Annotated in this window: 19 protein-coding genes; 11 read left to right on the plus strand and 8 right to left on the minus strand. The window is 59.4% G+C overall.

Annotated features, from left to right (window positions below; genetic code table 11):
* The first annotated feature begins 78 nt into the window (after nt 1–78).
* Nucleotides 79–534, plus strand: coding sequence for a winged helix-turn-helix transcriptional regulator (locus AACY50_RS00775; RefSeq protein ID WP_221730162.1), 456 nt, complete (start codon nt 79–81; stop codon nt 532–534).
* A gap of 19 nt (nt 535–553) precedes the next feature.
* Here AACY50_RS00775 and AACY50_RS00780 read toward each other — a convergent pair whose 3' ends face one another.
* Both AACY50_RS00780 and AACY50_RS00785 read right to left on the minus strand, forming a co-directional pair.
* Nucleotides 554–1,633, minus strand: a complete 1,080-nt coding sequence (locus tag AACY50_RS00780; RefSeq protein WP_339538041.1) for an endonuclease/exonuclease/phosphatase family protein — start codon at nt 1,631–1,633, stop codon at nt 554–556.
* Nucleotides 1,634–1,708: 75 nt separating this feature from the next.
* The gene (locus AACY50_RS00785; RefSeq protein ID WP_339538042.1) at nt 1,709–2,383 is read right to left on the minus strand and encodes a YciC family protein; all 675 of its coding nucleotides are present in this window, start codon (nt 2,381–2,383) and stop codon (nt 1,709–1,711) included.
* 179 nt (nt 2,384–2,562) lie between these two features.
* Between AACY50_RS00785 and AACY50_RS00790 the strand changes: the two genes are divergently transcribed.
* From AACY50_RS00790 to AACY50_RS00800, 3 genes are all read left to right on the plus strand, one after another.
* Nucleotides 2,563–3,321: a DUF2076 domain-containing protein gene (locus tag AACY50_RS00790; RefSeq protein WP_339431421.1), complete on the plus strand. Its 759-nt coding sequence runs from the start codon at nt 2,563–2,565 to the stop codon at nt 3,319–3,321.
* A gap of 138 nt (nt 3,322–3,459) precedes the next feature.
* Nucleotides 3,460–3,939, plus strand: a complete 480-nt coding sequence (locus AACY50_RS00795) for a LabA-like NYN domain-containing protein (RefSeq protein WP_007949802.1) — start codon at nt 3,460–3,462, stop codon at nt 3,937–3,939.
* Nucleotides 3,940–3,979: 40 nt separating this feature from the next.
* Entirely contained in the window at nt 3,980–4,585 is a 606-nt protein-coding gene (locus AACY50_RS00800) for a 3'-5' exonuclease (protein WP_339538043.1), read from the plus strand.
* A gap of 129 nt (nt 4,586–4,714) precedes the next feature.
* Here the strand turns inward: AACY50_RS00800 and AACY50_RS00805 are convergent, their stop codons facing one another.
* Nucleotides 4,715–5,173: an Lrp/AsnC family transcriptional regulator gene (locus AACY50_RS00805; protein WP_339464712.1), complete on the minus strand. Its 459-nt coding sequence runs from the start codon at nt 5,171–5,173 to the stop codon at nt 4,715–4,717.
* A 163-nt stretch (nt 5,174–5,336) separates the two neighbouring features.
* Between AACY50_RS00805 and yedA the strand changes: the two genes are divergently transcribed.
* Nucleotides 5,337–6,272, plus strand: coding sequence for a drug/metabolite exporter YedA (yedA, locus tag AACY50_RS00810; protein ID WP_339538044.1), 936 nt, complete (start codon nt 5,337–5,339; stop codon nt 6,270–6,272).
* Nucleotides 6,273–6,349: 77 nt separating this feature from the next.
* Complete coding sequence (locus AACY50_RS00815) at nt 6,350–7,687, plus strand: DEAD/DEAH box helicase (protein ID WP_339538045.1); 1,338 nt, start codon at nt 6,350–6,352, stop codon at nt 7,685–7,687.
* 124 nt (nt 7,688–7,811) lie between these two features.
* Here the strand turns inward: AACY50_RS00815 and AACY50_RS00820 are convergent, their stop codons facing one another.
* A complete protein-coding gene (locus tag AACY50_RS00820) occupies nt 7,812–9,053 on the minus strand; it encodes a TIGR03862 family flavoprotein (protein WP_339538046.1) in 1,242 nt (413 codons plus the stop codon).
* Between the two features lie 198 nt (nt 9,054–9,251).
* Complete coding sequence (locus AACY50_RS00825) at nt 9,252–10,172, minus strand: histone deacetylase family protein (RefSeq protein ID WP_339538047.1); 921 nt, start codon at nt 10,170–10,172, stop codon at nt 9,252–9,254.
* 83 nt (nt 10,173–10,255) lie between these two features.
* Between AACY50_RS00825 and AACY50_RS00830 the strand changes: the two genes are divergently transcribed.
* The 3 genes from AACY50_RS00830 (at nt 10,256) to AACY50_RS00840 (ending at nt 12,394) form a co-directional block, all read left to right on the plus strand.
* On the plus strand, nt 10,256–10,825 hold the full coding sequence (locus AACY50_RS00830) for a GNAT family N-acetyltransferase (protein ID WP_339431392.1): 570 nt from the start codon (nt 10,256–10,258) through the stop codon (nt 10,823–10,825).
* 109 nt (nt 10,826–10,934) lie between these two features.
* Nucleotides 10,935–11,804: an acyl-CoA thioesterase II gene (gene tesB / locus AACY50_RS00835; RefSeq protein WP_339431393.1), complete on the plus strand. Its 870-nt coding sequence runs from the start codon at nt 10,935–10,937 to the stop codon at nt 11,802–11,804.
* Nucleotides 11,801–12,394: an HAD family hydrolase gene (locus AACY50_RS00840; RefSeq protein ID WP_339431394.1), complete on the plus strand. Its 594-nt coding sequence runs from the start codon at nt 11,801–11,803 to the stop codon at nt 12,392–12,394. Before tesB ends, AACY50_RS00840 begins: the two co-directional genes overlap by 4 nt.
* A 138-nt stretch (nt 12,395–12,532) precedes the next feature.
* On the opposite strand, the gene AACY50_RS00845 is transcribed toward AACY50_RS00840, so the two are convergent.
* Together AACY50_RS00845 and ypfJ are read right to left on the minus strand one after the other, a co-directional pair.
* Nucleotides 12,533–13,486, minus strand: a complete 954-nt coding sequence (locus tag AACY50_RS00845; RefSeq protein ID WP_339431395.1) for an alpha/beta hydrolase — start codon at nt 13,484–13,486, stop codon at nt 12,533–12,535.
* The gene (gene ypfJ, locus AACY50_RS00850) at nt 13,487–14,374 is read right to left on the minus strand and encodes a KPN_02809 family neutral zinc metallopeptidase (RefSeq protein WP_339431396.1); all 888 of its coding nucleotides are present in this window, start codon (nt 14,372–14,374) and stop codon (nt 13,487–13,489) included.
* Between the two features lie 230 nt (nt 14,375–14,604).
* Between ypfJ and AACY50_RS00855 the strand changes: the two genes are divergently transcribed.
* Nucleotides 14,605–15,381: an IclR family transcriptional regulator gene (locus tag AACY50_RS00855; protein WP_339431397.1), complete on the plus strand. Its 777-nt coding sequence runs from the start codon at nt 14,605–14,607 to the stop codon at nt 15,379–15,381.
* A 146-nt stretch (nt 15,382–15,527) separates the two neighbouring features.
* Nucleotides 15,528–16,406 carry a DMT family transporter gene (locus AACY50_RS00860; RefSeq protein WP_339431398.1) on the plus strand — a complete coding sequence of 293 codons (879 nt, stop codon included), beginning with the start codon at nt 15,528–15,530 and terminating at the stop codon, nt 16,404–16,406.
* A 323-nt stretch (nt 16,407–16,729) separates the two neighbouring features.
* On the opposite strand, the gene AACY50_RS00865 is transcribed toward AACY50_RS00860, so the two are convergent.
* Nucleotides 16,730–20,608, minus strand: a complete 3,879-nt coding sequence (locus tag AACY50_RS00865; protein ID WP_339507608.1) for a hypothetical protein — start codon at nt 20,606–20,608, stop codon at nt 16,730–16,732.
* Nucleotides 20,609–20,651: the final 43 nt, after the last annotated feature.

Consider the following 20,651-nt stretch of genomic DNA (forward strand, 5'->3'; position numbering starts at 1 on the left):
AACTGGTTTTTCACGCAATATTTTCTTCTGCCGTTAGAACTGTTCTAACGCGCACGATCTCGCAAAAATTGGAGTCTCATGGCCAGACAGTTGCTACTGGCACAAAGCGAATGCCCGGTGGCCCGCACGCTTGAGGCTATTGGCGATCGTTGGGTGTTGATGATCATCCGCGACGCTTTCGATGACGTGCGTCGCTTCAGTGAATTCCAGAAACGTCTGGGCCTAGCTAAAAATATCCTCTCGGCGAAGCTCAAGAGGTTGGTCGAACTGGGCGTGTTTGAGGTGCAGCCGGCATCCGATGGCACCGCTTACAAAGAGTACGTGCTGACCGAGATGGGACGTTCGGTGTTCCCCATCGTGATCAGCATGCGCCAGTGGGGCGAGGACTTCCTGTTCAGCAAGGGCGAGAGTTATTCGGTGTTGCTGGACAACGAGCACTCGGAGCCGGTCGAGACCATTACGGTGCGCTCCAAAGCTGGCGAGTTGCTGGGCCCGGCGGATTGCCATCGGCGTGTGGTCAAGCGCCGCAGCTGATTGTGGCCATGCTGCGTTTTTAAGGCGCAGCCGGCAGCAGGAACCGCGCAATCACCGGCAAATGATCGGAAATGCGCAGCGTGTCGTCCTGACGCACCATCGCTTCCACCCGTTTGATCTTCGGGCTGTAGAACAGATAGTCGACCGTGCGATCCGGGCCGTTGAGGCCGGGGTCGTTGGGGTAGTGGGTCAGCCATTGCGCGCGGTCGATGCCGCTGGCTTCGCTGTTGGTCGGGATCATCGGGTACTTGTCCCACAGCAGATGCAGCTCGCTGTCGGCGGAGTAGGGCGTGCGCTGCTCGGCGGGCAAACGACGATATTGGCCCAGCGGCAACAGGTTGAAGTCGCCACCGATCAGCCACGGCAGGCCCTGACTTTCATACTTGTCGAGCACCTTGGCCACGGCCGTCACTTGCGCATGCAACGTGTCGTCCGGTCGGTGGGCGCGTTCCAGATGGGTATTGAATACGGTCAGTTGCCCGCCATCGCTGAGCGGCAGTTTGGTCGCGAGCAGGGCGTCTTTGGGCTGGAACTGGCGGCTGATGAAATTGCTTGGGGCCACCGGTAATTGCAGGCGTTCGGCATGTTCGATGCGATAGCGGCTCAGCGTCGCCAGTTGCCGGCCAACGCTGCCATAGATATGGGGCTCAGGGACAAAATCGGCTTTCCAGTCAAAAGCGCTGGCGCTGCACGGGTACAGATCGGCGACCCGCTCCTGCAACAACTTGAGTTGATCCTGATAGTCGCTGGCCTTGGCGCCGTCATCGAGTTCCTGCAACAGCACCAGATCGGGTTGTTCGTCGCGGATTACCCGCGCCACTTCATCGAGGCTGAAGGCCATGTCCTCCAGCGTCGGCGCTTCATCGTTACCCTGGGCCAGGTCATTCCAGAACACATAACGCTTGCCGGCCAGATACTGCACGTTCCAGGTCATGACTTTCAGCGCTTGCCCGGGCACCAGCATGGGCGGTGTGCCGGTGCAACTGACCGGCAGGATTTCGCGGGCGTCGGGGCGCCAGGTCAGGCCGAAAATCAGCGCGCCGATCAAGATGACGGCGAGCAGAGCGAGCAACAGGGTGTAGCGCAGTAGACGGGTCATGGCTCGGCTTATAGCGTTACAGAAAGTGGCCCCGAGCATACCTGACGGCGGTCTCGAAGCCCAATTGCGGAGCGGTCAGACCGCGCCGTCACGTTTTTCCGGGAGTTGGCTGATCAGCATGAACAGGCGGAACAGCACCACGCTGGTGAACAGTTGCAGGAAGCTGTGGCCACTGTCGATCAGCACCGACACTATCGGGTTCTGCGGCTCGGGGTATACCGCCAGCGTCGCCCCCTTGAGCAACCACAAAGGCGTCATCACACACAGAATGCACAGCAGAATTCGCCAGAAATGCCCGCGGCTCAGCCACAGGCTTTCCTTCATGGCGTGCAATGGATTAAGGCCGCGCAGCACCAACAGGTATTCGCCGAACGCCAGCATCACCATCAAAATCAGGCCCGGCAGGAAATACAGCGAAAGGCCCAGCAGAATCAGCAACGTGTTGAGCGCGGTGAGCAGGGCGAAACGCGGCCACAACCGCGCAGACATCGCCAGCAGATCAAGGGTGCGCGGGGCTTCTCCACGGGTGCGTGCGTCGAGAAACAGGATTAATGCGGCGGTGTACAACGGATAGACCAGCAAGCCGACGATCACACTGACGGATGAGAAACTGTCCGGGTCGCTGGCGTGATCCACCACTTGTTGCAGCAGCGCTTCGACGATCACCAGCGGCAGGCACAACTGCACGATGCTGGCCAAATGGCGTTTGAAAAAGAACAGAGAGTCGCGCAGCACTTCGAAGGCATTCATCAGTCGGTATCGCAGGTCGAAAACAGTGGCTCACTTTAACCGATGATGCGCCAGCCCACACAAACGTAAACATTCGGTAAAGGTCATTGAAAGGTTTTGTCGCAGCCTCCATTACGGACGAGCACCTTGTCCAAAAGTGGGCGAGGGCCATGTTATCCCCGGCAATCTACGAGGTCGCCATGAACAGCGAAGAGCAAACCCTGATCGATGGACTGTTTTCCCGGCTGCAACAGGCCGAAACGGAGGCAGCCCCGCGCGACGCCCAGGCCGAGACGCGGATCAAGGAACACCTGACGCGCCAGCCGGCGGCAGGTTATTTCATGACCCAGGCGATTCTGGTTCAAGAGGCGGCGCTCAAAAGCCTGGATGAGCAGAACAAGCAACTGACCCGGCAAGTCCAGCAGTTGCAGGCCGAACTGCAAGCGGCCAAAGCGCAGAGTGCAGCGCCGGCGCCGAGCAGTGGCGGCGGTTTCCTGTCGAGCATCTTTGGTGGCAGCCCGCGTCCGGCACCGACCCCGAGTGCTGCTCCGGCGTCCACGGGTGGCTGGCGCGAGCCTGCACCACAGCAGAACGTTGGTGCTCCACCTGCGCAACAGGGTTTTGCTGCGCCACCGCCCAATTATGCGCAACAAGCCGCACCGGCGGCCGGCAGCAGCTTTCTCGGCGGCGCCTTGAAAACCGCGGCCGGTGTAGCCGGTGGTGTGATGCTGGCGCAGGGAATCAGCAGCCTGTTCCACCACAATCAGCAGCCGCAAGAGATTGTTGAGGTGATCAAGGAAGAGCCGGCTCAAGTCGCCGACCAGAGCAACAACGGCTGGGGTGACGATCAGCGCATGGCCGGTAACGATTCCTACGGCAATGACCAGGGCGGATTTAACGACACCGACTACAGCGATGACAGTTCATCGTTCTTCGATGACGACGATTCCTTCGTCTGATTAACCATTCGTCCGGAGCCTGTGAGGGCTCCGGGGCGATTATTCGCGGAACGTTCCTGTTGGCTGGCATACTGAGCGCCTTTTTCGGGCCCAGCGCCTGATCCCGCTTCGTGCGCTTGCGCGCCCACAGGAACTCCGGTGAAAAAAATCGCAGTGTTCGCCGATGTGCAGAACCTCTACTACACCGTGCGTCAGGCTTATGGTTGCCACTTCAACTATGCGGCGCTGTGGGCGGACATCAGCAAGGATGGGCAGATTGTCGAGGCCTACGCCTACGCCATCGACCGTGGCGACAGCAAACAGCAGCAGTTCCAGCAGATCCTGCGCAACCTCGGCTTCACCGTAAAGCTCAAACCCTACATCCAGCGCAGCGACGGCTCGGCCAAGGGCGACTGGGACGTGGGCATCACCCTGGACATCATGGACGCCGCCGACCACGTCGACGAAATCGTCCTGGCTTCCGGCGACGGTGACTTTGACATGCTGCTCGAACGCATCATCAGCAAGCACGGTGTACAGGCAGTCGCCTACGGCGTGCCCGGCCTGACCGCCAACTCGCTGATCCGCGCCGCCAGCCGTTATGTGCCGATCGAAGGCGCACTGCTGTTGAAAAACTGAGCGTTGCTCAAGAATTGATTTGAACGGAGTTGAACCCGGTTTGGAACGCATTGCAGTCATCGACTTTGAAACCACCGGCCTGTCGCCGAACAGCAGCTGTCGCGCCACGGAAATCGCCGTGGTCATGCTGGAAAACGGCCGTATCGTCGAGCGTTACCAGAGCCTGATGAACGCTGGCGTGCGCGTTCCTGCGTTTATCGAACAACTGACCGGCATCAGCAACGCCATGCTGCGCAGCGCACCCTCGGCGGAAAAGGTCATGGAAGAGGTCAACGAGTTCGTCGGCTGCACGCCGCTGGTGGCGCACAACGCCTCGTTCGACCAGAAGTTCTGGGACTTCGAACTGGGGCGAATCAAACGCACCCGATTGCAGAACTTCGCCTGCTCGCTGTTACTCGCCCGCCGACTGATGCCGGCCGCGCCGAATCACAAACTTGGCACCCTCACCACATTCGCCCGCCTGCCGCACACCGGTCAGGCTCACCGGGCGATGGCGGATGCGGAGATGGCGGCGAACTTGATGGCGCATCTGACGGGGGAGTTGCGAGACAAGCACGGCGTACGCGAGCTATCGCATGATCTGCTGTGCAAGCTGCAGAAAGTGCCAGCGGCGAAAGTGAGCGAGCATCTCCAGCGCTATCGCTGATGTTCAGGTCAACAGATAACCCTGCGGGAGCGGGCTGGCTCGCGAAGTTGGTGTTTCATTCAACATTGATGTCGACTGATTCACCGCCTTCGCGAGCAAGCCCGCTCCCAGATTGGATCTCTGCTGGCGTCAGGTCTGTTTGCCGTTGTTTTCGATATGGCCGAGCGGCACGCGTTTTTCGATGGCGCTCGAAAGCACAATCGACGTCTTGCTGAACCCGAATTTCGCCACCCGATTGATCAACGCCTCCAGTTCCAGCATTGAGCCCACCGCCCCTTTCATGATCACGCACGGATCGCCCGTCACTCGAAAGCACTCGGTCAGTTGCGAGATCGTGGCCAGTTCGTCGTACACCTTCTGGCTGCCGTTCTGGTGCAGGCGCAGTTCGATCACGCACTGGATCGGCAAGCCGATTTTCGACAGGTTGATTTTTGCCTCATACCCGGTGATCACCCCGGATGCTTCCAGTTTGGCCACGCGCTCGGCCACGGCGGGCGCTGACAGATTTACTTTGCGCGCCAGGTCGGCGTAGGACGCACGACCGTTTTCGAGTAGGGCGCTGAGCAGCATGCGGTCGTATTTGTCCAAGGCCGAACTCCTGTAAATGCCAGACTTTCGAAATCGCGGTTTATCCCGTCGATCTCCGTGATTTCCAAAGTGTACTGGCCTGATAAACAGGTTTTGTAACTTATTTTTGCCCGTTGGCCTTTCTAGAATAATCCATCCCTCGCCTCTGACTTTCGAGCCGTCCATGCCTGCCCTGCGCCGTTTTCCCTTGCCGCTGATCGCCGCGTTTTTTGCGCTGTATGTGATTTGGGGGTCGACCTATCTGGTGATCCGCATTGGTGTTGAATACTGGCCGCCGCTGATGCTTGGCGGGGTGCGCTTCGTGATTGCAGGGACGCTGATGTACGCCTTCCTGCGTTGGCGCGGGGCGCCGGCACCGACCTGGGCGCAGTGGAAAGCGGCGGGGATCATCGGGATTTTGCTGTTGAGTCTTGGTAACGGCGCCGTGAGTGTGGCCGAACACACCGGCGTGGCTTCAGGCGTTGCGGCGTTGGCGGTGGCGACGGTGCCGTTGTTCACGTTGCTCTGCGGTTATTTCTGGGGGGCGCGTAATACCCGTCTCGAATGGGCCGGGGTGGTGTTGGGGATTATCGGCATCGCCATGCTCAACATGGGCTCCAACCTTCAATCGAGTCCGCTGGGGGCGATGTTGCTGATTTTTGCTGCGGCGTCGTGGGCGTTCGGTTCGGTCTGGAGCCGACACTTGCCCCTGCCGCCAGGCGCGATGGCCAGTGCCGTGGAAATGCTCGTTGGCGGCGTCGTGTTGTTGATCGGCAGTGCGCTGAGCGGTGAGCACTTGCAAGCCGTGCCGCCAGTGGAAGGCTGGTTGGCGCTGGCGTATCTGATCTTCTTCGGCTCGATCATTGCCTTCAACTCGTACATGTACCTGCTCAAGCACGTGCGTCCGGCGGCGGCCACCAGTTATGCCTACGTCAATCCGGCGGTGGCGGTGTTGCTGGGGATTGTCTTCGTCGGCGAGAGCATTGGCATTGAAGAAGCACTGGCGATGCTGGTGATCATCAGCGCGGTGGTGCTGATTGGGCTACCCCAGTGGCGTCGGGCGCCTCCGCCGCCAGTCGTGGCGCCGACAACCCTGCCAACAGAAAACCGTACGAATTAGGGTAAACTGCGCGCCATTGCACATTCGTTTTGCACACTCTTTTGCAAATCCGCGCTGAATTTTCCTACGGTACTCCCATGACTTTCGCCTCCCTTGGCCTGATCGAACCCTTGCTGCGCTCCCTCGAGACGCTCGGCTACCAGACCCCGACGCCGGTGCAGGCGCAAGCCATTCCGGCCGTGCTGGCCGGTCGCGACCTGATGGCAGCGGCCCAGACCGGCACTGGCAAAACCGCCGGTTTCGCCTTGCCGCTGCTGCAGTTGCTGGCCATGGAAGGGCCGAAAGTCACTGCCAACTCGGCGCGTGCGCTGATTCTGGTGCCGACCCGCGAGCTGGCCGAGCAGGTTCATGAGTCTGTGCGCCAGTACGCCGAAAACCTGCCGCTGCGCACTTATGCGGTTTACGGCGGCGTCAGCATCAACCCGCAAATGATGAAGCTGCGCGGCGGCGTTGATGTGCTGGTCGCCACGCCTGGTCGCCTGATTGACCTGTTCCGCCAGAACGCGCTGAAACTCGATCAGTTGCAAACCCTGGTGCTGGATGAAGCCGATCGTATGCTCGACTTGGGCTTCTCCGAAGAACTGGCGAACATCTACCGCATGCTGCCGAAAAAGCGCCAGACCCTACTGTTCTCCGCGACCTTCTCCGACGATATTCGCCTGCTGGCCGGGCAGATGCTCAACGACCCACTGAGCGTCGAAGTCAGCCCGCGCAACGTCGCCGCCAACACCGTCAAGCAGTGGGTGGTGACGGTGGACAAGAAGCGCAAGGCCGAACTGTTCGTGCATCTGATGCGCAAGAGCAAGTGGAAGCAGGTGCTGGTGTTCGCCAAGACCCGTAACGGCGTGGACGCGCTGGTGGAAAAACTCCAGGGCCTGGGCGTCAACGCCGACGGCATCCACGGTGATAAACCGCAGGCGACCCGTCAGCGTGCGCTGGATCGTTTCAAACTCAGCGAAGTGCAGATTCTGGTCGCCACCGATGTCGCGGCCCGTGGTCTGGACATCGAAGACTTGCCGCTGGTGGTCAACTTTGATCTACCGATCGTGGCCGAGGATTACATTCACCGTATCGGCCGTACTGGCCGTGCCGGTGCGACGGGCGAAGCGATTTCGCTGGTGTGTGCCGATGAAGTGAACATGCTCTCGGCCATCGAGATGCTGACGCGCCAGACGTTGAAGCGCCAGAACGAACCGGACTTTGAACCTGAGCACCGCGTGCCGGATACCGACGCCAGCGGTCAGGTGATCAAGAAGCCGAAGAAACCGAAAAAGCCGAAAACCTCCGGCGGTGGCGGCAAGCGCAATCTGGGTAAATGGGTCGACAGCGGCGAGACGCAGGCGCCGGAGCCTTCGATCAAGCCTGTGCGTAAAGTGCCGGTATTCAATACCGGGCCGCGTAAGCGTAAGCCTTGATTTTGATGCGGCGTCACTAAGACTGCTTTCGCGAGCAAGCCCGCTCCCACATTCGACCGAGTACTTCAATTGAAAGCGGTCAACTGTGGGAGCGGGCTTGCTCGCGAAGGGCGCACTGCGGTCTTCAGCCCTCGCGCTGCAGCCACTCCAATATTGCGAACCCGGCAGCCCGGCCACTGGCAAAACACCCCGTCAGCAAGTACCCGCCCGTCGGTGCTTCCCAATCGAGCATCTCGCCAGCGCAGAACACGCCCGGCAAGGCCTTGAGCATCAGGCGCTCGTCCATCGCCTCGAACGTCACGCCCCCGGCACTGCTGATCGCCTCATCCAGCGGACGGGTTTTCACCAAGGTCAGCGGCAATGCTTTGATCGCCCGCGCCAGCCGCGCTGGATCGGCGAAGGTCGCCGCATCAGTCAACTCACGCAACAACGCCGCTTTCACCCCGTCAATCCCGACCTGACTGTGCAAGTGCTTGGCCATCGAGCGCGAGCCACGCGGTTTGCTCAGCGCAGCCTGTAATTTATCCACAGGCCGGCCGGGCAGCAGGTCGATGTGAATGGTCGCTGAGCCGTGCGCGTTGATCGCCTCGCGCATCGGTGCCGACAACGCGTAGATCAAACTTCCTTCAATACCGGTCGCGGTGATCACGCATTCGCCCAAGCGCGCAATGTCGTCGTTCAAGCCGATGGCGATATTTTTCAGCGGTGCGCCAGCGAATTTGCTGACAAGCAATTCGCTCCAGGCCTGCACTTCGAAGCCGCAATTGCTCGGCTGCAATGGCGCCAGTCCTACGCCACGCTGCTCAAGCGGCAACATCCATGCGCCGTCGGAACCGAGTCGCGACCAACTGCCGCCGCCGAGGGCGAGCAGGGTGGCGTCGGGGCTGATGGTGATTTCGCCATCGGGGGTGTCGATGCGCAGCGCGCCGTGTTCATCCCAACCGAGCCAGCGGTGGCGGGTGTGGATAACTACGCCGCTGTCGCGCAGGCGTTTGAGCCAGGCGCGCAGCAGGGGCGCGGCTTTCATGTCGGTGGGGAACACACGGCCGGAACTGCCGATGAAGGTTTCGATGCCCAGATCGTGAATCCAGCGGCACAACGCATCGGCGTCGAAGCTGCGCAGCAACGGGGCGATTTGCGGTGCGCGTTCGGCGTAGCGCGAAAGGAACGCCGGGTAGGCTTCGGAATGGGTGATGTTCATGCCGCCGACGCCGGCCAGCAGAAACTTGCGGCCCACCGAGGGCATGCCGTCGTACAGGTCGACGCGCACTCCGGCCTGGCCCAGCACTTCGGCGGCCATCAGGCCGGCAGGGCCACCGCCGATGATGGCGACGTGAGCGGGGAGGGGGGCGGAAGTCTGAGTCATGGCGTGCGCTGCGGTATGGCGGGATAAGCCGCGCATTCTAACAGCGCCGGACAGGGTGGGAGGGGGCTGTGGTGATCCACAAAATATGGTTAATAAATGACCATCGTGCTGCAAGCTATGTCCAGCATGGCCTCTAGTCCCTTGCACTCAGGTTATCCACAGGCCGTTCCACAGCGAATGTGGGTAACGCAGCACACCTCAATGACAACCGTGTGACGTCCAGACCCGTTGCGCGCTGTGATGGAGAATGCCGTGGCGGCGGGCGAGGGCGTGGCGATCCTTGCTGTAGCCGCCGCCAATCACGCCGACCACCGGAATATCACGGCCCAGGCAATGGCGCATCACGCTTTCATCCCGGGCGGCAACGCCTGCGTCGGTGAGTTGCAGATAACCGAGGGCGTCGTCCTTGTGCACATCGACGCCCGCGTCGTACAGCACCAGATCCGGTTGATACAGCGCCAGCAAATAGTTGAGCGTGTCGTCCACGACTTTTAAATAGTCGGCATCGCCCATGCCTTTGGGCAGCGGAATGTCCCAGTCACTTTCGGCTTTGCGTGCAGGAAAATTCTTCTCGCAGTGCAGGGAAACGGTAATCGCCTCCGGGGTGTCGTGCAGAATCCGCGCCGTGCCGTCACCCTGATGCACATCGCAATCGAAGATCAACACCCGGTTCACCCGGCCGCTTTGCAGCAGGTACTGGCTGATGATTGCCAGGTCATTGAAGATGCAAAACCCGGCCGGGTAGTCGTAGTGGGCGTGATGGGTGCCGCCGGCCAGATGACAAGCCAAACCATGCTCAAGGGCTTTTTCCGCCGCCAGAATCGAACCGCCGACCGCCCGCACCGTGCGCCGGGCCAGTGCTTCATTCCACGGCAGGCCGAGGCGCCGTTGGTCTTCGCGGGACAACTCGCCGCTCATGTAGCGTTCGATATAGCGACGGTCATGGGCCAGGGCGAGGATGTCGTTGGGACAAATCTCTGGGCGCAGCAAATCGGCGTCGCAGGTCAGGCCGCTGTCGACCAGGTGATCGCGCAGCAGACGGAATTTGTCCATGGGAAAGCGGTGATCCGCCGGAAACTCGGGGCTGTAGTCTTCGTGATAGATCAGCGGCAGTGGCATGGCGACTTCATGTAGGAAACGTAGGAAAGAGTGAGCGATCCTACCAGCGATGTAGACTTGCGGCATGGAAACGGAGGAGCACGATGGAGCCGATACTGGAACTGGAAAGCGCACGCCTGCTGATGCGTCAGTGGCAGGACGAAGATTTGCCGGCATTTGCGGCGATGTGTGCCGATCCTCAGGTGATGCGCTACTTTCCCGCTCGGTTGAGCCGTCTGGAAAGCGCCGCGCTGATCGGCCGTGTGCGCGGGCATTTTGCTGAGCATGGTTTCGGTTTGTGGGCGCTGGAGCGCAAGGACAGTGGCGAGTTCATCGGTTTCACCGGACTTTGCGTCGTCGGTTTCGATGCACCTTTTACGCCGGCAGTGGAAATCGGCTGGCGCCTGGCCAAGGAACATTGGGGCTTGGGTTATGCCAGTGAAGCGGCATGGACTGCTCTGCGTTGCGGGTTTGACCGGTTGGCCCTGAAGGAAATGGTGTCCTTCACCGCGAAATCCAATCTGCCTTCGGAGAAAGTCATGCAGGCGATCGGCATGCACCACGCGCCGGCGGATGATTTCGATCACCCGAAACTCGCCGTCGGTGATCCGTTACGCAAACATGTGCTGTACCGCATCACCCGGGAGCAGTGGCTGCAAACCTTGCATGGATAAGCCGACACGGACGTTTACAATGGCCGCCATATCATTGGCCCGCGCCAGAATCTGAATCGGCCGCCGCAGCCAAGACTGCGCGGCATAGCTTTGTGTGAGGAGAGTCTGAATGAGCCAAGTGTTGGAAGATCTGGTCGACCTGCTGACCCTGGAACCGATCGAAGAAAACCTGTTCCGTGGCCGTAGCCAGGACCTTGGTTTTCGTCAGTTGTTCGGGGGGCAGGTACTCGGTCAGTCGTTGTCGGCGGCCAGTCAGACGGTTGAAGAAACCCGCCATGTGCATTCGATGCACGGCTATTTCCTGCGTCCGGGCGACGCCAAGTTGCCGGTGGTCTATTCGGTGGACCGCGTGCGCGATGGCGGCAGTTTCAGCACTCGCCGGGTGACGGCGATCCAGAAGGGCCATCCGATTTTCACTTGCAGTGCTTCGTTCCAGTACGACGAAGAGGGTTTCGAGCATCAGAGCCAGATGCCGGTCGTGGTCGGGCCGGAAAACCTGCCATCGGAACTGGAACTGACCCAGCAGCGCGCGCACCTGATTCCGGAGCACATGCGCGAAAAACTGCTGTGCCCGAAACCGATCGAGGTGCGCCCGGTCACCGAGAAAGACCCGTACAACCCGCAACCGGCCGATCCGGTGAAGTATGTGTGGTTTCGCGCCGACGGCGCCTTGGCCGATCTCCCGGCCTTGCATAAATACCTGCTGGCCTATGCCTCGGACTTCGGTCTGTTGACCACCTCGATGCTGCCCCACGGCAAATCGGTCTGGCAGAAAGACATGCAGGTCGCCAGCCTCGATCACGCGCTGTGGTTCCACAACGATCTGCGTGCCGATGACTGGTTGCTCTATGCGATGGACAGTCCGTGGGCCGGCAATTCCCGTGGTTTCTCCCGTGGCAGCGTCTACAACCGTGCCGGGCAACTGGTCGCCTCGGTGACTCAGGAAGGCCTGATTCGGCATCGCAAGGACTGGGCATGAGCCTCGTTGATGTGAAGCATTGGGTGTTCGACATGGACGGCACGCTCACCGTTGCCGTCCATGACTTCGCGGCGATTCGCGTGGCGTTGTCGATTCCGCCCGAGGACGACATTCTCACCCACCTTGGCGCGCTGCCAGCCGCTGAAGCGGCGGCGAAACATGCCTGGTTGCTGGAGCACGAACGTGATCTGGCGCGGGGCTCGACTCCGGCCACCGGCGCCGTGGCACTGGTGCGTGACCTGCACTCGCGCGGTTATCGCCTCGGCATTCTCACCCGTAATGCCCGCGAACTGGCGCATGTCACACTGGAGGCGATTGGCCTGGCTGACTGCTTTGCCGTGGAGGATGTGCTGGGCCGTGATGACGCGCCGCCCAAGCCGCATCCGGGTGGATTGCTGAAGTTGGCCGAGGCGTGGTCGGTGCCGGCCAGCGAGATGGTGATGGTCGGCGATTACCGCTTTGATCTGGATTGCGGTCGGGCGGCAGGGACGCGGACGGTGCTGGTGAACCTGCCGGATAACCCATGGCCGGAGCTGACGGACTGGCATGCGCAGGATTGTGTTGAGTTGCGGCGGATGGTGTTCGCCTGAGCCATTGAGTGTCTGGACGGACGCCTTCGCGAGCAAGCCCGCTCCCACAGGGGATTATCAGTGGATACAACGTTGAGTCCGAAGCCCGTCCTCTGTGAGAGCGGGCTTGCTCGCGAAGAGGCCGACATGGCCACCGCATTACTGATCAAACAGAGCTTTTTGTCCCTCAGGCGACGTCAACATCCCATCGCCGTTGTGCCCAACCCCGGGTACTTCAACCAGCCGCTGATTCACCCCTTCCGGATGGCGGCGTAGCAGGTAGCCAAAATACAGCTTCCCGCGCGTCAGGCGGTCAGCCCCTTGCGCCTCGGCCTCGCAGCCTTTGTCCAGCGCCGGATGCTGCGGGTCGATGTCCTGCTGTCCGAGCAGATAAATCACCTCGCGTTTGATGTAACGGCTTTCAAGCTGCAACGGCGTTTGCCCACCGGCGTATATCGGCATGTCTGACAGGCCGTACTTCCAGCGATTGAAGTTGGGGCATTGCGCGTGATCGAACGCGACCGGTCGCTGTTCGTTGAAATAGGCATACGAAGACGGATTGGCCACCACGTAGCGCAGGTGAATTGCGTTGGCCTTCAGCGCGGGTTGATCCTTGGCGAGCAAAGCGTATCGCTGCACCACCTGCCCCCCGCCGGAGTGACCGAAAATCACGATCTGTTTCACGTCCGGAAACTGCTTGCGATCAGTAATCCGGGCGACGATTTCGTCCAGTGCCGCATAGGAACTCAGCGGATTCGGGCCTGTGGATAACCGACCGCCCATCCACTCATTGCCTTTCCAGCGCAACACGGTGGCAGGCAAGGAGTACAGGGCTGTATCACTTTCATTGAGGAACTGCGGAGCGATGACCAGCGTGTGGGCGGTTTGCCCTGCCAGTTCAGTGGCGCTTTCGGCGCTTTTGCGATAGGTCTCGGCGTTGCGCAACCGGCCATGAATGATGATCAGCACTCGCTCGATCTTTTCCGGCGCCGGGCCGATGCCCACCGCCATTTCGCCGGCCTTGAGTTGCAGGCGCCCGGGGCTGATGGCGTCGACCCCGGCCGCTTGCGCGGTGCTGCCAATGATCAGTAAAGCCAAAAGCCACTTATGCATTTACAGGTTTTTCGCCGCGAAGGTATCGCACTGGCCGACCTGGCCTTGCGCGAATCCGGTTTTGAACCAGCGCACCCTTTGCGCCGACGTACCGTGGGTAAACGAGTCCGGCACTACACGGCCCTGACCTTGTTGCTGCAGACGATCATCACCGATGGCGTTGGCGGCGTTCAAGGCTTCTTCGATGTCGCCCGGTTCCAGCCAGTTCAAACGCTTCTGCGCGTTATAGGCCCAGACACCGGCCAGGCAGTCGGCCTGCAACTCCTGACGAACCAGTAGTCCACCAGCACCTTGCATCTGCCGGCCTTGCTGGCGGGCTGTCTGAATTTTCGCCGAGACGCCAAGAAGCGTCTGCACATGGTGTCCGACTTCGTGAGCGATCACGTAGGCCTGGGCAAAATCGCCGGCAGCCTTGAAGCGTTGCGCCATTTCCTGGAAAAACGCCATGTCCAGATAGACCTTCTGATCCGCCGGGCAATAAAACGGCCCGGTGGCTGAGGTGGCCAGACCACAGGCGGAATTGACCCGATTGCTGAACAGCACCAGGGTCGGATCCTTATATTGGCGGCCGGCCTGCTGGAAAATCGCGCCCCAGGTGTCTTCGGTATCGCCGAGGATTGAACGGACGAATTCGGCCTGTTCATCATTGGCCGGCGGCGCCTGGCGGGTTTGCGAGGTGGGTGCCGTTTGCTGGCCCGTCTGGCCGGTGAGTTGACCGAGGATCTGCAACGGATCCTGGCCAGTGATCCAGCCGATGCCAACGATCAACAAAATGGCCCCAAGGCTCAGGCCCTTGCCGCCACCGAAACGCATCCCGCCGCCACCGCCGGTATCATCACCACGGGCATCGACGACGTTGTCACTGCGTCGGCCTTTTTTCCATAGCATGCGGGAATCCTCTTTCTGATCGTGGTGATGAGTGTTGCTGGTGTGTGAGTGTGGCGCCAGTCCAGTCGTCCGTCTATTCGTACGCCCGCAGCGAAGCCGACGGGTAAGAACCTGTCGTGTTCGGCGAATTCCATTCAACACCGTTTTTTTGTGAACCGTTCAAGCTGTTCCAGATTTTGCTTTGTGTCGCGCGTATTCTAGAATCCACGACATTTCATTGGGATCTCACCATGGCCGGCAGTCAAATCGAACGGGTTTTCAGCGTGCTGGAAAACCTCACCAGTGACCCGCGTGGTTTAGCGCTGCAAACGCTCGCCGAGCAGATCGACATCCCGAAAAGTGCGACTCACCGTTTGCTCGCTGAACTGGTCCGCTTGGGGTACGTGCGGCAAAACCCGGAAACCTTGCGTTATCACTTGTCGACGAAACTGGTGGCGATGAGTTTTCGTTACCTGTCGAGCAGTGGCGCGGACATCGTGCAACCGGTGCTTGATCGTCTGGCTCAGGAAACCGGCGAACTGGTGCGCCTGGGCGTCATCGACGGCGAGCGGCAGACGTGGATTGCCAAAGCTCAGGGGGCGCGCACCGGCTTGCGCTACGACCCGGACATGGGCCGCGATGCTCCGCTGTTCTACACCGCTTCGGGCCATGCCTGGCTGGCGTGCATGACGGATGCCGAGGCGCTGTCGCGGGTTGAGCGGCAAGCGGCTGAGGTGCCGGTGGATATCGGGCCGAATGCACCGCGCTCCAATATCGAACTGCTTGAACGCCTGCGATTGGCGCGCGAGCAGGGCTATGCCTGCGTCGAGGAAAGTTCGGCCGTAGGGACGTCGGCGATTGCGGCGGTGGTGCGCCATCCCGCGGATGGGCGAGTGATCGGTGTGCTGAGCATCGCCGGGCCGAGTGCGCGGATGCCGGGCGCCAGGTTGCACGAACTGGCACCGTTGCTGTTGCGGTTTACCGAAGAGCTGTCTGCAGCGAGTCTGGCTTCGGAGCTGTTCGTCTAACCTGAAATTCTGTGGGCGTTGCCCGTTTATGAAAGTGTGCGTTGTTCGCACACTTTTACGGATGATGGTTGTCTGAAAGTGGAATCGGGTTCTAGATTATTGATCGAGGCTCTTCTCTCAGTTTGTTCCTCTCTTAGAGATATTCAATGACCGTCAGCACCCCGCTATCCGGAGTCAACCAACCCTTCAAAGGGATCTTGCTGATTGTCGTGGCAACCTTCCTGTTCTCCAGTCACGACGCGCTGTCGAAATATCTCTCGGGTTTCTATCCGATCGTGATGGTGGTGTGGGCCCGGTATGTGGTGCACACCTTACTCATGGCAGGGATTTTTTTACCGCAGTCCGGACTGCGCGTCCTACGCACGAAAAAGCCTTTATGGCAGTTGGCTCGCGCACTTTGCCTGCTCGGCACCAGCCTGTTCTTCACCACGGCGCTGCTGTATATCCCGCTGGCAGAAGCCACGGCGGTGAACTTCCTGGCGCCGGTATTGGTGACGGCGTTGTCGGTGCCGCTATTGAAGGAGCGGGTCACCCGCGGCCAGTGGATTGCGGTCATTTGCGGCTTTATCGGCGTGCTGATCATCGTTCATCCGGGGGGTGAACTCTTCACGCCCGCCGTGTTGTTGCCGTTCTGTTCGGCGCTGTTTTTCTGCTTCTATCAATTGCTGACTCGCAAGCTCGCCGAGATAGACAGCCCGACCACCAGCAACTTTTTCGCCGGGCTGTGCAATACGCTGGTGATGAGTGCGCTGGTGCCGTTCTTCTGGCAGGTGCCGACGTTGACTCACGCCGCACTGATGCTGGCGTTGGGCAGTTGCGGGATGACGGCGCACTTGTTTCTGACGCAGGCATTCCGCCATGCCGCACCGGCACTGTTGGCACCGTTCGGTTATTGCCAGATCGTGTTTGCGGGGTTGCTGGGCTGGGTGGTCTTCAATCACACACCGAGTCTGTTGACCGTGATCGGTATTGCGGTGATCTGTTGCAGCGGTCTGGCGGCAGCGTGGCAACAAAGCCGTCGATAAGAACGTGTGGGAGCGGGTTGCTCGCGAAGGCGTCCGCAACCGCACCACATCACTCGCAGCTTGTCAGCGACCGAACCACAATAGAACTCGCCTCAAAGGCACACAAGCCGGCGGATTTTGGCGTAGCGGTAGGCAAGCGTGCAGGGGGAGCCTTGGTCCGTGATCGGAAGCGTTGGTTAACTAGCTTATTTAAGACAATCCCAATGCGCGCAGCTTCGGCAACCCCCTTCAGAAAGACTGCTTCGTTCCGGTGGTGCTGTCGGAGACTGCGAGACGCTAGAGAACCAGGATTCTGAACGCTTCCACGCTCTCTGCGGTCACCCTTATTGGCCTTGAACCTCTCTCATGCGCAAATTAGTCAAGAAATAGTCATTACCGGCACCGGTAGCCAAGTGGCTAACAAACACAAAATTCATGATTTCCGATTGCGCAATAAAAGTACATGAATAAGGTGTCCACTGTGAGGCCGGTGGGGACATGAAGGCTATTAGCACTTCATAGTCTGATCTGAACGAAAGCTGTGCAAGCGGAGGCTGATTTCCATTGGATGCAAGACAGCTGAATTCGTATTTTTTGCCACGAATCAAGTTGGTGTAGGTTTTTTTTAATACGACACCTGCTGAGTTGTTTGTGTAAGTGCTATTGGTCAGAGATGAGAATCCGAGAAGGTTGGCATAGCTCCAGTCTCTCTGATCAACAATCACCGGGCCATTTACCCAGCCATTTCTCTGGAGGTTGGCAAAGTTTGTAAAATCATCAAGGAGCGGTATTGCCCGAATGGAATAAGTTCGAATCGGAAACTTTGTAGCATCTTCCAGTATGGACTCGCCTTTAAAGTTGACAATGTATGTCATTGTTAATGTGGTGCCATTCCCCAGCTCTTTGAGCCGATCCAAGGGAATGCTTTTTTCGAAGTCTGAGGCGGTTTCGTTTTCTTCCTCCTCGGGGTCATGAAATTTTACGATCAAGCCGTGTCTGTCTATTCCTTCATAAAGCAACCACCGTACTTCTCGTGGCGTATGGGGTGACATCGAAACGGTCGACTGATCAGTGCTCCGAAGTTGAGTAATGTCGAGTAGATTGCTTGTATTCCCGGCTATTACGGGCGTGGGCAATCGTGTATCGCCATCCTCGATTTTTTCGACACGTACCTTCATCGTTGGTGACCTTCCAGCCAGGCCTCCATCACGGTTTAAAATCCACCGGAACTCAACGACCGAGTCTTGGTGAGTCATCCAGAATGCTTGCGGCAGCGGCTCATTTACACGGTTGTTGTCATTAAACTTTTTTAATTTGAACGGCGGTGCTCCGACCACTGCATTTACATGATCAAGCCGCCCTCTGTCGTTATCCAGCGCTTGGAATTCCATCCGCATCGTCACGCCTTGCGGATACGCCAGTGGATGAATCGGGCTCGTTGCGTTCACCATAAAGGGCTCCCGCAGTTCTTCCGTCACCATTAGCGTTCTCGCTGCCGACACAAGGCTTGGTTGTTCCAGATCTCTGGCCGTAAAGCTGTGCTTCGCCTTGCTCAGATTTGAAACGGTCAGGCTCCAGAATCCGGTTGTTTCATCGGCGGTCTCCTTACCCGTGACAACCGTATCGTCGAGCACTTCAACTTCCCGCCCGGCTGCTGCAGCGCCGCTCAAGATGACGGCTGTTTCCATGGTGAAGCCATTATCGGGGATTTCGTTGCCGCTTGGAGAGCCTTTAACTGAAGTCAAAGTTGGCGCCCTGACGGTTTCCACGATCAGTGTGCGCACATTCGAATACACCGCAGAGTTGTGGTACAGCGATTTGACATACAACCGACGCGCACCCGCTTCAGCAGTGATCGTGCGTTCCCATAGCCCTGTGACTTCATCCGCTGTCGCAGTTCCCTTCGACACTGCGCTTGCACCGTTGCCATCAAAAATCTCGACATCCTGACCCTTGCTGGCGGTGCCTTTGAGTGTCAGAGACGTGCTGACCGTGGTTGTACCTTCCGGCACTTCCTTGTTCCTGTCGTCTAGTACATTGCTCAGTGTTGGCACGATGACGGCAGTGACGGTGAGGTTGTAAGCGGTGGAACCAGGTTCGTCAGCATACTTTCCGGTCGCGGTAAAACTGTGCTTCGCTACACTCAGATTCGGCACGGTGTATGTCCAGATTCCGGACTCCGGATCTGCCTTGACCTGATCCTTGACCTCGACGCCATCGCGTATCTCGACGTTTTTGCCCTTGGCGGCGATGCCGCTCAGCACCACGCTGGTTTCAACGGTCGTACCACCGTCGACAATTTCCTTGCCGCTTGGTGATCCCTTCACTGATTCGATGGTCGGCGGATCAAGTTCCACCGCCTCACCCACCACAAACTCCAACGCATCCGAATAACTCGTGGTGTTGGTCGCCGCCCGCAAAATCCGGTAGTTCACCGTCACCTTTTTCCCGCGGTTCGGCTCGATGTGCGTCGCCACAAACGTGGCATTCAGCGGGAATACCACATCCTTGTCCCTGGACAGCGCGTTGAGGATCTTGAAGTCTTCTTTCTCGCCAGTGACTTCACCGACCCAGGTGTAAGTCACGGTATCCCCGGATTCGGTCGGGGTGGCGATCGGGCGGGGGGCGGTGAGTTTGCTGATGCCGTCGAGCAGGTCTTTGGGTTCCAGGGCGCCGTCTTTTTCGCCGAGGACAGTCGGTGGCACCAGTTCCAGCCTGGGTTCGCCGACGTTCAGCAGCGAGGCATGTTGCGAAGGACGCGAGATGATCACCTCGTCCACGCTGCTGATCAGGCAGTACGAGAGGTCCAGCGTGCCGCCTTCCAGGGTTTTACCGTGCTCGCCGTCGGCGGTGATGATGAAGCCCGCGGGGTCATTGGCCTCCTCTTCAGTCGGAAAAAACCAGTCCAGATCCGGGTCGTAGGTGGTGCCATCGGGCCGGAGGCCGAACCATTTGAGTTCGATGGCGTTTTCGGCCGTAATCTGTGGATCGTTCAGAATGCGGATGCGGTAGCGCGAGGCATCGGGATCGAGTGCGCCCTGCGGCGCATCCAGGGCGATGGGCGCAGCGAGGCGTTTGGGTTCACCGATGATGTTGTAGGTACGGGATTTGGAGCGCTGGATGACTTGCTCATCGCGCTCCAGCTCGAACTCGTACACCGCCTGGCGTGTGCCCAGCGCGCGAAGGCTGGTGTTGCTGTGCAGTACGTCGACCTGCGTCGGCGGCATCTTGTCGATGGGCTGGCGCACCTTGATGTCGATCGGTTGATTGTCGGCGGTGGTGCCGGTCAGCGTCATGATGATGACGTCGTCCTTTTTGAATACATCTGATGCCGCCCAGACCTGCAGCACGGGTTTATCGTCACCCATCAGGTCCAGGTCCACCCTGAGGCCGTCGGCCTGCTTGAGGATCGGCGCCTCCAGCCGCGAATTCCCGGAGTCGACCACGATGCGCTGTGCCTTGCACCAGTCCTCGGACTGGTTGAGCACGCAGTCGCGAATCATGTAGCTGACGGACACGCCGTCAGTATCCGAGTCGCCGGCCGCAAGGAGAGTCTTCTCATCGATGAAGATCCTGATCGGGTTGGCGTCAGGGGCGTCTATTTGTGCCTGGGTGACCGGTTCAGACTTCACGGTCTGGCCGGCCCAACCCACCGAAATCACATCGCCCACGGCAACGTAGGGGTACGGCAGGCCGGTGCCGGACTTGGGCGCAACGATGACGTACACGCCATCCTTGATGCTGTCCTTGTCGACACCGTCGCGCACCACCTCTGGCGGGATAAATGCCATGGCCAGTTCGGAGTGGCCATAGTCCGGATCGATATCCTGACCGCCAGGCAACTCGAGTTTGACGAAGAGCTTGAAGATCGGCCCCGGCTCGGGTTTTGTCTGCCCGTGGCGCCTTACCGAATAGGACAACTCCCATGATCCGCTCTGCAACTGCTGCGCCGGAACAAACAGGGTGGTGCGTTGATTCAATTCAACCGGATCCGTGATGGTCTTGTGATCCACCATTTGCCCATCGAGTAATAGCTCGGCCTTGTCGCCCTGGCTTTTGTTGGACCAGACAGGGATCTGGACTTTCAGGCCCCAGTCGGGAAAGTTGAGTCGCGCAGCGGCAAGGTTGATGCCCCAGATGTCACCAGGCAAGCGTATGCCGCCGGGGATTTCCTGCTCGGGCAGGGCCAGAGTGCTGATGGGTTTGCGGGGTTGGACGAGCATGGTGAGCACTCCTGCCACTGAATAAGGCGATGGAGTGATTAGG

The sequence above is a fragment of the Pseudomonas sp. RA_15y_Pfl2_54 genome (assembly GCF_963971015.1).
Taxonomy (GTDB): Bacteria; Pseudomonadota; Gammaproteobacteria; order Pseudomonadales; family Pseudomonadaceae; genus Aquipseudomonas; species Aquipseudomonas baetica_A.

Excerpts from the sequence above, each read along its gene's own strand:
- AACY50_RS00775 (WP_221730162.1), top strand. The coding sequence starts at position 79 with ATGGCCAGACAGTTGCTACTGGCACAAAGCGAATGCCCGGTGGCCCGC.
- AACY50_RS00780 (WP_339538041.1), bottom strand. The coding sequence starts at position 1,633 with ATGACCCGTCTACTGCGCTACACCCTGTTGCTCGCTCTGCTCGCCGTC.
- AACY50_RS00785 (WP_339538042.1), bottom strand. The coding sequence starts at position 2,383 with ATGAATGCCTTCGAAGTGCTGCGCGACTCTCTGTTCTTTTTCAAACGC.
- AACY50_RS00790 (WP_339431421.1), top strand. The coding sequence starts at position 2,563 with ATGAACAGCGAAGAGCAAACCCTGATCGATGGACTGTTTTCCCGGCTG.
- yedA (WP_339538044.1), top strand. The coding sequence starts at position 5,337 with ATGCCTGCCCTGCGCCGTTTTCCCTTGCCGCTGATCGCCGCGTTTTTT.
- AACY50_RS00815 (WP_339538045.1), top strand. The coding sequence starts at position 6,350 with ATGACTTTCGCCTCCCTTGGCCTGATCGAACCCTTGCTGCGCTCCCTC.
- AACY50_RS00820 (WP_339538046.1), bottom strand. The coding sequence starts at position 9,053 with ATGACTCAGACTTCCGCCCCCCTCCCCGCTCACGTCGCCATCATCGGC.
- AACY50_RS00825 (WP_339538047.1), bottom strand. The coding sequence starts at position 10,172 with ATGCCACTGCCGCTGATCTATCACGAAGACTACAGCCCCGAGTTTCCG.
- AACY50_RS00830 (WP_339431392.1), top strand. The coding sequence starts at position 10,256 with ATGGAGCCGATACTGGAACTGGAAAGCGCACGCCTGCTGATGCGTCAG.
- tesB (WP_339431393.1), top strand. The coding sequence starts at position 10,935 with ATGAGCCAAGTGTTGGAAGATCTGGTCGACCTGCTGACCCTGGAACCG.
- AACY50_RS00840 (WP_339431394.1), top strand. The coding sequence starts at position 11,801 with ATGAGCCTCGTTGATGTGAAGCATTGGGTGTTCGACATGGACGGCACG.
- AACY50_RS00845 (WP_339431395.1), bottom strand. The coding sequence starts at position 13,486 with ATGCATAAGTGGCTTTTGGCTTTACTGATCATTGGCAGCACCGCGCAA.
- ypfJ (WP_339431396.1), bottom strand. The coding sequence starts at position 14,374 with ATGCTATGGAAAAAAGGCCGACGCAGTGACAACGTCGTCGATGCCCGT.
- AACY50_RS00855 (WP_339431397.1), top strand. The coding sequence starts at position 14,605 with ATGGCCGGCAGTCAAATCGAACGGGTTTTCAGCGTGCTGGAAAACCTC.
- AACY50_RS00860 (WP_339431398.1), top strand. The coding sequence starts at position 15,528 with ATGACCGTCAGCACCCCGCTATCCGGAGTCAACCAACCCTTCAAAGGG.
- AACY50_RS00865 (WP_339507608.1), bottom strand. The coding sequence starts at position 20,608 with ATGCTCGTCCAACCCCGCAAACCCATCAGCACTCTGGCCCTGCCCGAG.